We start from the raw sequence: 11,687 nt of genomic DNA on the forward strand, positions 1-11,687 counted from the left end.
TCCAGATGGAATTCATTGCACTTGATTACACCACGCTCCGCGTGATCTGGTGGCTGCTGCTCGGCATCCTGCTGATCGGCTGGGCCGTGATGGATGGTTTCGATCTTGGTGTCGGCACGCTGCTGCCGTTCGTGGCCAAGACCGATGAAGAACGCCGGCTGGTGATCAACACCGTCGGCCCGGTGTGGGAAGGCAACCAGGTCTGGCTGGTGCTGGGTGGTGGCGCGATCTTCGCCGCATGGCCGCCGCTGTATGCGGTCAGCTTCTCCGGCTTCTACCTGGCGGTGTTTGCGATGCTGTTCGGGCTGATCCTGCGCCCGGTCGGCTTCAAGTACCGCAGCAAGCTGCCGTCCAAGCGCTGGCGCGACAACTGGGACCGCGTGCTGTTCATCGGCGGCCTGCTGCCGGGCCTGATTGCCGGCGTCGCCGTGGGCAACGTGCTGCTGGGTGTGCCGTTCCACTTCGATGACACCCTGCGCGTGACCTACACCGGTTCGTTCTTCGGCCTGCTCACCCCGTTCGCGCTCATCGCCGGCCTGATCAGCGTGGCCATGCTGGTTTCGCATGGTGCGGCCATGCTGGTGATCAAGACCGACGGCCCGGTGGCCGAACGTGCCGCACGTTACGGCAGCGTCGCCGCCATCATCAGCTTCGTGCTGTTCGCCGTGGCCGGTGCCTGGGTGGCCTTCGGCCTGCCGGGTTACCAGATCACCTCGCAGGTGGTCACCGATGGCCCGACCAATCCGCTGCTGAAGACCGCCGAACTGGGCACGGCCGCCGGTGGCTGGCTGCGCAACTACAGCTCCATGCCGGCGACGCTGGTGTTCCCGGTGCTGGGCCTGCTGGGCGCACTGGCCAGCGCGGTACTGCTGCGCGCACGTCGTGGTGGCCTGGCCTTCATCGCCTCGGGCGCCTCGATCGCCGGCATCATCCTGACCGTCGGCTTTGCGATCTTCCCGTTCCTGCTGCCGTCCTCCAGCCAGCCCACCTCCAGCCTGACTGTCTGGGACAGCTCGTCCAGCCATCTGACGCTGTGGGTCATGCTGCTGGCCACGGCCATCTTCCTGCCGATCATCATCGCTTACACCACCTGGGTGTACCGCGTACTGAAGGGCAAGACGACGGTCGAGGAAATGGGCGACAACCCCAACGCTTACTGATTGCCGGTGTGCCGGCCCACGGTCGGCACATCCCTTGAACATAGGAGATTGACCATGTGGTATTTCGCCTGGATTCTCGGTGCCGGACTGGCCTCGGTCGTGGCCATCCTCAACGGGATGTGGTTCGAAGCGCGCGAAAGCGCCCGCACCGACAACGACGTGCATTGAAACTGTAAAAAAGGGTTGCCGACAGGGCCTTCACACGGTATCTTAGGCGGCTCCTTCGGGGTGTAGCTCAGTCTGGTAGAGCGCTACGTTCGGGACGTAGAGGTCGCAGGTTCGAATCCTGTCTCCCCGACCACTCAAGTGGTCGCATTGAAGCCTGGTGAAGTCGTCCAGGCTTTTTTGTTCCCTGAAGTGGCACTGCTTCGGCAGTGTGAAGAAAACAGCATTCACCCCTTGCCGCCATCGGGGTGAATCGCTAGAATAGGCGGCTCCCTTCGGGGTGTAGCTCAGTCTGGTAGAGCGCTACGTTCGGGACGTAGAGGTCGCAGGTTCGAATCCTGTCTCCCCGACCACTTCGGTGGTCACCAAGAAGCCTGGAAGACATCACTGTCCTCCGGGTTTTTTTGTATCAAGCGCCAGGCCGCCCGCGTGACGGGACCTTGCCGCGCAGCGCACGTACAATGGCCGCGCTGCCGGCCCTCCTGCAGCCCCCACCCCCACCTGCCGCTTCGGCGTAGACCGATGCCGGCGCTGCATGCCGTTGCTGCGGCGTGCGACACCTGCAAGGACCACCGATGAGTTCCTCCCCTTCCGATTCGCCGTCGCTGCTGCACGGCCGTGTCCTCGCGTTTGCCGCGATCCTGCTGGCAGCGGTCAACCTGCGCACTGCGGTCACCTCGATCACCCCGCTGCTGGACGTGCTCGGCCAGCAGTTCGGCTTCGGCACCACCATGACCGGCGTGCTGGGCATGCTGCCGACCGCCTCGTTCGCGCTGTTCGGCGTGGCCACGCCGGCATTGGCGCGGCGCCTGGGCCTGGAACGCACCACGCTGCTGGCGATGGTGATGGCGATGGCCGGCCTGCTGCTGCGTTCCAGCGCCGGCAACGTCGGCACGCTGCTGCTCGGTTCGGTGGTTGCACTGGCCGGCATGGGCATCGGCAACGTGGTGGTGCCGCCGCTGGTGAAGCGCTATTTCGCCAACAAGGTTGGCACCATGAGCACGCTGTACATCAGCGTGCTGCAGCTGGGCACGATGCTGCCGGCGCTGCTGGCAGTGCCGGTGGCGAATGCTGCGGGCTGGCGCGTGTCGCTGGGCATGTGGGCGCTGCTGGCGCTGGCCGCCGCCCTGCCGTGGCTGCTGCTGGCCAAGCGCGCACCGAAGCCCCAGGCCGACGCCACCGATCCCACCGCACAGCCGCACGGCAAGGTCTGGCGCACGTCGCTGGGCTGGAGCATGACGCTCATGTTCGGCATGACCTCGCTGATGACCTATTCGATGTTCACCTGGCTGCCGCGCATCGTGGTCGAGGCCGGTGGCACGCCCGCGTTCGGCGGCGTGATGGTCGCCGTGTTCTCGGCACTGGGCCTGCTGCCGTCGCTGGTCATTCCGTCGATGGCGGTGCGCCTGCAGAACCCGTTCCCGCTGGTGCTGATCGGTTTCTTCTCGTTCGTGATCGCCTTCACCGGCCTGCTTGTGGCCCCGATGAAGGCGCCGCTGCTGTGGGCCTGCCTGCTCGGCGTCGGTCCGTCCACCTTCCCGCTGGCGCTGACCCTGATCAACCTGCGCACCCGCACCCCCACCGGCTCGGCCGCGCTGTCCGGGTTCATGCAGGGCGTGGGCTACAGCTTCAGCTGCCTGGGGCCGTTCCTGGTCGGCTGGCTGCACACCGTCAGCAACGGCTGGACGATCCCATTCAGCTTCCTGTTCGGCTGCGCCACCCTGATGCTGTGCGCCTCCTGGGTGGCCTGCAAGCCGCGCAAGCTGGAAGACCTCTGGTAAGCCACGTGGGGCCTCGCAACCGGCCCCACCTACCGCTCGTCAGCCCGTCTGCGCATTTTGACGCCGGGCTGACAATTCCGGGCGGATAGTGCCCACGAATGCCCATCCTTGCCGCGTGCCGGCATCGGGCATGGGGGCGGCAGCGCCGCCCAGGCCACCACTCGGTGTGCGGGGGACTCTCGTTTCAGACAAGACATTGCAGGTCGCTGTCCTGGTTTCGCCCATCCCTGCTGGATGGGAGTTCGCGAGGGGAGTGACGCAGGCCACGGCCATCCCAAAATCTGGCATGTGATGTGCGTCACATTTTTCAGGTTGTCTGGTTCGGAAGCCAAGGGGGTCCCCAATGGTTGTCCACCGCCGGCTGGCGCTCTGCGTCGGCCTTGCCTGTACCGCCCTGGCCTGGGCCAGCAGCGCTGCCCCGCCTGACCGCGAGGCGGCCCTGGCCGAGATCGGCCGCTACCGCGACCAGGCCCGTTGGCTGGATGCGCTCGGCGCGATCGAGCGCGCCAGCCAGCAGCAGCCCAACGACGACCTGCTGTTCAAGCTGCGCGTCCTGACCCTGGGCGACATCGGCAATGCCTGGCGCGCCTGGGAGCTGTACCAGCAGCGCCCGCAACTGTTCGACGCTGCTCAGAAGCAACGCATCGAAGGCGACTACCTGGCCAAGCTGGTGGTCTGGAGCCTGGCCTACAGCAGCAGCGAAGACAGCCGGCTGGAAGAAGCCGAATCGACCCTGGCGCGCATGCAGCGCTACCTGGGCAGCGAAGGCACCCCACCTGAGCAGGCGCCATTGCGCATCCGCATGGACCGGCTGATCCTGCTCAACCGGCTGGGCCGCCATGCGCAGGTGCGAGAGGAAGCCCGCGCACTGCAGGCTGAAGGCCATGCCCTGCCCGACTATGTTCTGCCTGCGGTCGGCGATTCGCTGATGGGCACGCTGCATCCGGAAGAAGCCATTCCGGTGCTGCAGGCGGCCGTCGCAGGCGATCCGACGCGCGACGCCTCGCATTCGGAACTGGCTTACGCCTACCTGGAAAGCGAGCAGCAGGAAAAGGCCGTCGACCTGCTGCAGGCGTGGCGCGACAAGGAACCTGCCTGGCGCTGGAGCAACGGCAAGTCGCCGTATCCAAACTGGTCGCGCTACGAAGCCGACCTCAACCTGGCGATGGTGCGCGCCTACAGCGGTGACCTGCCCACCGCGCAGCGCGATCTGGAATCGATGGTCGACATCGCACCGGGCAACGGCGGCCTGCAGAGCGCGCTGGGCAGCGTGTACATGATGCGCGGCTGGCCACGCAGGGCGCTGCAACGGCAACAGATGGCGCATGCGCTGGACCCGCGCGACATCGAGCCACGGCTGGGCATGCAGGAAGCCTACGTCGCCCTGCAACGCGATGACCTGGCGCGACCGCTGCACGACGATCTGGTCGCGCGCTACCCCACCCAGCCCGCCGTCGAACGCATGGACCAGGCCTGGCGCGCGCACCGCGGTTGGCAGCTGAAGGCATGGACCGACATCGGACGCAGTTCCGGCGGTGGTGGCACCTCGCCACTGGGCAACGACGACCGCCGCTATGGCATGGAAGTCCAGACACCCGTACTAGACGATCGCTGGCGGCTGTTCGCCTTCGCCGACCGGCGCTCGGTCGATTTCCAGGATCAGCGCATCGACCCGCTGTGGCTGGGCGCGGGCGTACGCTACCGATTCGGCCGTCTGGATGCGGAAGCTGCAGTGCTGCGCGCCAACGACCACATCGGTGATACCGGCCTGCGCGTCGGCGCGGGCTGGCAGTTCAACGACCACTGGCATGCCGGACTGACCGCCGCACGCAATGATCCGGATGCATCAATGCAGGCGCGCGTGGCCGGCATCACTGCCGACAGCGTCAGCGCGCAGGTCGACTACCGGCGCAGCGAACGCACGCACTGGATGTTCGGCGCCAGCCGCTTCCGCTACGACGATGGCAACCATCGCGAACTGTTCAGCACCAGCGTCGAGCAGCGGCTGCTGACACGCCCACGGTGGCTGATCGATGGCCTGAGCAGTGCCTACACCAGTCGCGGCAGCCGTGATGATGCTCCCTACTTCAACCCGAAGCGTGATCGCATGGTCGAGATCGGCCTGCGCATCGACCAGCAGTTGTGGCGCCACTACGAACGCCACTTCCGCCACCGGCTGACCGTCTCGCTGGGCGATTACTGGCAGGACGGCTTCGGCAGTGCACTGGTGCCGTCGGTGTCATACATGCACGAGTGGCAGCTGGGCCAGGGCCGCGTGTTCGAGTATGGCGTGCGCTGGTCGCGGCCGGTCTACGACGGCCATCGCGAACGCCATATCGGCTTCGAAGCCGCACTGCGCTGGGGAGACTGACATGACCCGCATCCTGCGCCTGATCGTGCTCCTGCTGCTGTCGGCTGCGCCGCCGGCCTTCGCGCAGCAGGCCCTGCATCTCGATGCGATCGACAACGGCCTGCTGATCCTCAGCTACCACGACATCCGCGACCAGGTCGCAGCCAAGGGGGATGCCGATACCTATGCGGTGAGCACGCAGAACTTCGCCGCCCATCTGGACTGGCTGGGGGCACACGGTTACCACCCGGTGTCGCTGTCGCAGGTGATCGACGCCTCCCGGGGACGCGCCACGCTGCCACCGAAACCGGTACTGCTGACCTTCGATGACGGCCTGCGCAGCGTCTACGACAAGGCCTTCCCGTTGCTGCAGGCTTACCGCTATCCGGCGCTGGTGGCGGTGATCACCGACTACGTGGACATGACACCTGGCCGCACCATCGACTATGGCTACCGGCCGTTCGGCCGCGACGACTTCATCACCTGGGCACAGCTGAAGCAGATGCACGACAGCGGCCTGATCGAAGTGGCCAGCCATACCGACGACCTGCACCACGGGGTGCTCGCCAACCCACAGGGGAACTCCACCCCGGCTGTCGTGACCCGCGTTTACAACCCCGCCACGCGCAGCTATGAGAGCGAGGCGCAGTACGCGCAACGCCTGCGCGCCGATCTCTCGCGCAGCGTGCAGCGCATCGAGCAGCATCTGGGCGTGCGCCCGCGCGCCATCGTCTGGCCATACGCGGCCTACAACCAGTTGAGCAACGACATCGCCGAGCAGCTGGGCATGCCGGTGTCCTTCGATCTGGAGGGCCGCAGCACGCCGGTGGCCAGCGACCTGCATGGCCTGGCGCGCTTCCTGGTCAGCGACAACCCGACCGTGGAAGGGCTGGCCTACGAGCTGCGCCGCGACGTCGCACTCGATGGCATCCGTGCCCTGCAGATCGACCTGGATGATGTCTACGACCCGGAGCCCGCACAGCAGGCGCGCAATCTGGATGCACTGATCGAGCGGGTCAAGCGCATCGCACCGACGCACGTCTACCTGCAGGCGTTCGCCGATCCGGACGGCAACAACACCGCCGATGCACTGTACTTCCCCAACCGCCACATACCGATGCGCGCGGACCTGTTCAGTCGCGTCGCCTGGCAGCTGAAATCGCGTGCGGGGGTGAAGGTCTACGCATGGCTGCCGGTACTCGGCTTCGAGCTGCCCGACCCGGTGCAGCGCAAGGCGCTGGCGATCCGCAACGGCGATGCCGATGGCATGTACCGGTTGGACTTCACCAATCCCCAGGCGCGCCAGGTCATGCTCGACCTCTACGAGGATCTGGCGGTCAACTCCTACTTCGAGGGCCTGCTGTTCCATGACGATGGCTATCTGCGCGACACCGAGCTGCCCACGCTGGCGCCCGGCGATGGGGGCAGCGCACGCACGCAGGCGTTGATCAACTTCACCCTGGCGCTGCGCAACAGCGCGCAGCGCTGGCGGCCGAAGCTGGCCACGGTGCGCAACCTGTACGCGGAGCCGGTGCTGCGCCCGCAGAGCGAAGCCTGGTTCGCGCAGCGCCTGGACCTGTTCAACAAGGCCTACGACCAGACCGCACTGATGGCGATGCCGTGGATGGAAGGCAGCAAGCATCCGGAACGCTGGCTCGACCAGCTGCTGGCCGCGGTGCGTGCACATGACCCACAGCTGCAGCACACCCTGTTCGAACTGCAGACCGTCGATTGGCGCAGCGGGCAACCGATTCCCGCCGAGCGCCTGCGCGCGCAGATCCGCCAGCTGCAGGCGCAGGGCGTGCACCACTTCGCCTGGTACCCGGACGACTTCATCGCCGACCAGCCCTCCACCCGCGATGCCCGCGCGGCAATGTCCGCCGGCAACTTCCCGTACCCGGAGAAGTGACATGGACATGCATCCGTTGCTGCAGGTCCTGTTCCAGTTCGCCTTCTACTACCCGATGGTGATGGCATTCTTCTGGATGTCGGGCGGCCTGTATTACTACTTCCGGCGCGAACGCCATTCGCGCCCACGCAACGACCCGCCGCTGATGGTCGATCCACCGTTCGCGAGCCTGCTGATTCCCTGCCACAACGAGTCGGCGAACCTCGACGACACACTCGGCGCGGCGCTGGCACAGCGCTACCCGGCCGACTATGAGGTGATCGCCATCGACGACGGCAGCAGCGACGACACGGGTGCGCGGCTGGACGCCCTGGCGGCAAAGCACCCACGGCTGCGCGTGCTGCACCTGGACCGCAACCTCGGCAAGGCCAATGCGCTGCGCATGGGGGCGCTCGCCGCACGCTCGGAATACCTGGTGTGCATCGACGGCGACGCGATGCTGGAAGAACACGCGCTGCACTGGATGATCTGGCACCTGGTGAGTGGCAACCGGGTCGGCGCGGTCACCGGCAACCCGCGCATCCGCAACCGCTCCACCCTGCTCGGACGCCTGCAGGTGGCCGAGTTCTCCTCGATCATCGGCATGATCAAGCGCGCGCAGCGGGTGTACGGGCGCATCTTCACCATCTCCGGCGTGATCGCCGGCTTCCGCCGCACCGCCCTGCACCAGGTCGGCTGGTGGTCCGATGACATGGTGACCGAAGACATCGACATCAGCTGGCGGCTGCAGCGTGCGCACTGGGACATCCGCTACGAACCCAACGCACTATGCTTCATCCTGATGCCGGAAACCCTGAAGGGGCTGTGGCGGCAGCGGCTGCGCTGGGCCCAGGGCGGCGTGGAGGTGATGCTGCGCCACGCCCGCTCGCTGCTGCACTGGAAGGAGCGGCGCATGTGGGGCGTACTGCTGGAGTACGTGCTCAGCGTGATCTGGGCTTACACCATGTTGTTCATCGTGGTGCTGTGGGCGCTGGGCAAGTTCATCGAACTGCCCCCGCAACTGCATATCGCCAGCCTGCTGCCGGAGTGGCATGGCGTGATCCTGGCCCTGGTCTGCCTGCTGCAGTTCGCCAGCAGCCTGATCATCGACCGTCGTTACGAAACACAGATTGGACGCAACTACTTCTGGGTCATCTGGTACCCGATGGCGTACTGGTTGATCAGCCTTTCCACCACCCTGGTGGCGTTGCCGAAAACCCTGCTGCGCCGTCGCAGCAAGCGCGCCACCTGGACCAGTCCCGATCGGGGGATCCGATGAACGCACAACGCCCGTCCAACCGCTTCGACTCGCGGATGATCCGCAAGCCGCATCGCCAACCACGCTTCCAGCGCACCGCCTGGGGCTTCGTCACCCTGGCGTTCTGGGGGTTCTACTTCTACCTGTGGGCCCCACTGGTCACCCTGGTGTCGTGGCTGGTCGGCGGCCAGCTGGCCTGGCAGCAGCTGTACGAACGGCAAAGCCAGTTCGACCCCTATGTGCTGGTGGCGTTGCCGCTGATGCTGCTGTGCGCCAGCGTACTGCTGATCGGCTGGGCCGAGTACAACCGCGCGCGCTTCCGCGGCCACGACCGGCGCCTGCCGCGGCCGCTGGCCAGCCTCAACGAAGTGGCCGCCGACCTGGGGGCCAGCACCGGGCTGGCCGAGCGCCTGCTGGGCTGCAAGGCCGCCACGCTGCACATGGACGATCACGCGCGGCCGATCGGCATCCGCCGCGAGGTGGTGTAACTCGATTGCCCTGGGTGCCGACCCTGGTCGGCACTTGCTTTGGTAGATGCCGACCTTGGTCGGCGTTCTCTCTGGTGGGTGCCGACCTTGGTCGGCGTTCTCTCTGGTGGGTGCCGACCTTGGTCGGCACCGGGGTCTACCACGAAGAGCATCCACGCATGGCGTGGATCTACGTGCGGGTCTGCCCTTCACCGCGCACGACAAATCGTTCGACGGTGAGTGCCTCCAGCCCCATCGGGCCGTACGCGTGCAGGCGCGTGGTGGAGATGCCGATCTCGCTGCCCAGGCCCAGCTGGCCGCCGTCGGAGAAACGCGAGGACGCATTGACCATCACCACCGCCGAGCGCAGCGCAGTGACGAAGCGCTCGGCGTTGCCCGCGTCTTCGGTGGCGATCACTTCGGTATGGTCGGAGGTGTAGGCACGGATGTGCGCAATGGCAGCGTCGAGATCGTCAACCACGCGCACCGCCAGTACCAGATCGAGGAACTCGGCGGCATAGTCGTCTTCAGTGGCCAACATGCTGCCCGGCAGCAGCGGCTGCGCCAGTGGATCGGCGCGCAGCTGCACGCCGCGCTCGCCGAGCGCCTGCGCCACGCGCGGCAGGAACGCTTCGGCCACCTCGCGGTGCACCAGCAGCGTTTCCAGCGAGTTGCAGGCTGCAGGGCGGCTGCACTTGCCATCCACCAGCAGGTCAATGGCCTTGCCGAGGTCGGCGCTGGCATCCACGAACAGATGGCACACGCCCTTGTAATGCTTGATCACCGGCACCCGCGCATGCTCGGCGACGAAGCGGATCAGGCCTTCGCCGCCACGCGGAATGGCCAGGTCGATCAGCTCATGCAACTGCAGCAGTCCCAGCATCGCTTCGCGGCGCAGGTCGGTCAGCACGGTCACCGCAGCCGGCGGTACGCCGTTGGCCTTCAATGCGCCGGACAGCGCCTGGGCGATGGCGGTGTTGGAGTGGATCGCCTCGGAACCACCGCGCAGGATCACGCCATTGCCGGCCTTCAGGCACAGCGCGGCCGCTTCGGCGGTCACGTTCGGGCGCGCCTCGTAGATCATCGCGATCACCCCCAGCGGCACGCGCACCTTCTGCACACGGATGCCGTTTGGACGCACATCGTCGCGGGTGACCTGGCCGACCGGATCGGGCAGCGCAGCGACCTCACGCACGGCTTCGGCCATCGCGAACAGGCGTGCCGGGTCCAGCGCCAGGCGGTCGAGCATGGCACTGCCAACGCCCTTGTCACGCGCGGCAGCAAGGTCACGCGCATTGCCGGCCAGGATCAGCCCGGCATTCACTTCCAGTGCCTGGGCCATTGCCAGCAGCAGCGTGCTGCGGGCCGCACTGTCGAGGCCGGCAACGATCTGGGCCGCGTCACGGCAGGCACGCGCCTGCGCTTCGATTTCGCTCATCGGGGTGTCCTTCAAACCGGTCATGGCAGCACCAGATCGTCGCGATGGACGACACTGCCACCGTAGTTGTAGCCCAGCACGGCCTCGATGTCGCGCGAATGGCGACCGGCGATCCGGCGCACATCATCGGCGGCGTACTGGCTGACACCGCGGGCGATGCAGACACGGCCCTGTGGTGCATTCCAGCACACCTGCACCATATCGCCACGCCGGAACGCGCCCTCCGCACCGGTGATGCCACCGGGCAGCAACGAGGCGCCCTTCTCACGCATGGCCTGTGCCGCACCGGCATCGATCACGATCGCGCCTTCGGTCAGCGGTGCATGCCGCAGCCAGTGCTTGCGGGCCGCCTCGCGGCTGCGCGCGGCGTGGATGCGGGTGCCGAACAGGCGGTCCTGCGCCAGTGCACGCACCACGTCGCTGCTGCGGCCGTTGAAAAGGTAGGTCTCGATGCCGAGACGACCCGCCTTGGCCGCCGCCTCAAGCTTGGTCCGCATGCCGCCGGTACCGGCGCGCGACCCTGCGCCGCCGGCCATCGCCAGCACCTCGTCACTCAGTTCCGGCACGTCGTGCAGTGGCCGCGCATCGGCCACGATGCGCGGGTCCGCGCTGTACAGGCCGTCGATGTCGGTGGCAATGAACAGTGCATCGGCATCGACCAGCGCGGCCACGGTGGCGGCCAGGTTGTCGTTGTCGCCGAGCTTGAGTTCGTCCACCGACACGGTGTCGTTCTCGTTGACCACCGGCAACGCGCCCAGCCGCAGCAACTCATTGAGCGTGGCGCGTGCGTTGAGGTAGCGGCGGCGGTTGCGCAGGTCGTCGTGGGTCAGCAGCACCTGCGCCACGGGGCGCTCGAAGAAGCGCTGCCAGAGCCCGATCAGCTGCGCCTGGCCGAGCGCGGCCAGGGCCTGCCGCGCCGCCATCGCCGCACCGGGTTCATCGGCCCGCGGCAGGATCGCGCGCCCCGCCGCAACCGCACCGGAGGAGACGATCACCACCTCACGCCCGGCCAGTACATTGGCCGACACGAACTGTGCCAGGCCCAGCGCGTGGCGAGGTGACAGGCCGCCGCCATCGGCGGCCAGCAGGCTGCTGCCGACTTTCAGCACCGCACGCCGCCACGGCGGCAGCGCCTGTTGCGGGAACGGCGAGGCGACGTGGGCAGCGTGCTGGATCATCG

Annotated in this window: 9 protein-coding genes and 2 tRNA genes; 9 read left to right on the forward strand and 2 right to left on the reverse strand. The window is 67.0% G+C overall.

What is annotated here, in order from left to right; all coding sequences use genetic code 11:
• Positions 1–5: 5 nt before the first annotated feature.
• From cydB to pgaD, 9 genes are all read left to right on the forward strand, one after another.
• A complete protein-coding gene (gene cydB / locus ACZK5G_RS15015) occupies positions 6–1,160 on the forward strand; it encodes a cytochrome d ubiquinol oxidase subunit II (RefSeq protein ID WP_049401140.1) in 1,155 nt (384 codons plus the stop codon).
• A gap of 54 nt (positions 1,161–1,214) precedes the next feature.
• Entirely contained in the window at positions 1,215–1,328 is a 114-nt protein-coding gene (gene cydX / locus ACZK5G_RS15020) for a cytochrome bd-I oxidase subunit CydX (protein ID WP_032129411.1), read from the forward strand.
• 56 nt (positions 1,329–1,384) lie between these two features.
• A tRNA-Pro gene (locus ACZK5G_RS15025) sits at positions 1,385–1,461 on the forward strand.
• Positions 1,462–1,601: 140 nt separating this feature from the next.
• Positions 1,602–1,678 (forward strand) — tRNA-Pro (locus ACZK5G_RS15030).
• Between the two features lie 222 nt (positions 1,679–1,900).
• Positions 1,901–3,106 carry a CynX/NimT family MFS transporter gene (locus ACZK5G_RS15035; protein ID WP_478463927.1) on the forward strand — a complete coding sequence of 402 codons (1,206 nt, stop codon included), beginning with the start codon at positions 1,901–1,903 and terminating at the stop codon, positions 3,104–3,106.
• Between the two features lie 343 nt (positions 3,107–3,449).
• A complete protein-coding gene (gene pgaA / locus ACZK5G_RS15040) occupies positions 3,450–5,477 on the forward strand; it encodes a poly-beta-1,6 N-acetyl-D-glucosamine export porin PgaA (protein WP_478463928.1) in 2,028 nt (675 codons plus the stop codon).
• 1 nt (position 5,478) lies between these two features.
• On the forward strand, positions 5,479–7,365 hold the full coding sequence (gene pgaB / locus ACZK5G_RS15045; RefSeq protein WP_478463929.1) for a poly-beta-1,6-N-acetyl-D-glucosamine N-deacetylase PgaB: 1,887 nt from the start codon (positions 5,479–5,481) through the stop codon (positions 7,363–7,365).
• Position 7,366: 1 nt separating this feature from the next.
• Complete coding sequence (gene pgaC / locus ACZK5G_RS15050) at positions 7,367–8,623, forward strand: poly-beta-1,6-N-acetyl-D-glucosamine synthase (RefSeq protein ID WP_010486660.1); 1,257 nt, start codon at positions 7,367–7,369, stop codon at positions 8,621–8,623.
• Positions 8,620–9,090: a poly-beta-1,6-N-acetyl-D-glucosamine biosynthesis protein PgaD gene (gene pgaD, locus ACZK5G_RS15055; RefSeq protein WP_032129407.1), complete on the forward strand. Its 471-nt coding sequence runs from the start codon at positions 8,620–8,622 to the stop codon at positions 9,088–9,090. Before pgaC ends, pgaD begins: the two co-directional genes overlap by 4 nt.
• Before the next feature lie 169 nt (positions 9,091–9,259).
• On the opposite strand, the gene ACZK5G_RS15060 is transcribed toward pgaD, so the two are convergent.
• Positions 9,260–10,531 carry a glutamate-5-semialdehyde dehydrogenase gene (locus tag ACZK5G_RS15060; protein WP_478463930.1) on the reverse strand — a complete coding sequence of 424 codons (1,272 nt, stop codon included), beginning with the start codon at positions 10,529–10,531 and terminating at the stop codon, positions 9,260–9,262.
• Positions 10,528–11,685, reverse strand: coding sequence for a glutamate 5-kinase (gene proB / locus ACZK5G_RS15065; RefSeq protein WP_478463932.1), 1,158 nt, complete (start codon positions 11,683–11,685; stop codon positions 10,528–10,530). The genes ACZK5G_RS15060 and proB overlap by 4 nt, the downstream gene beginning before the upstream one ends.
• Positions 11,686–11,687: the final 2 nt, after the last annotated feature.

The organism is Stenotrophomonas sp. 62841_Sma, from assembly GCF_056482945.1.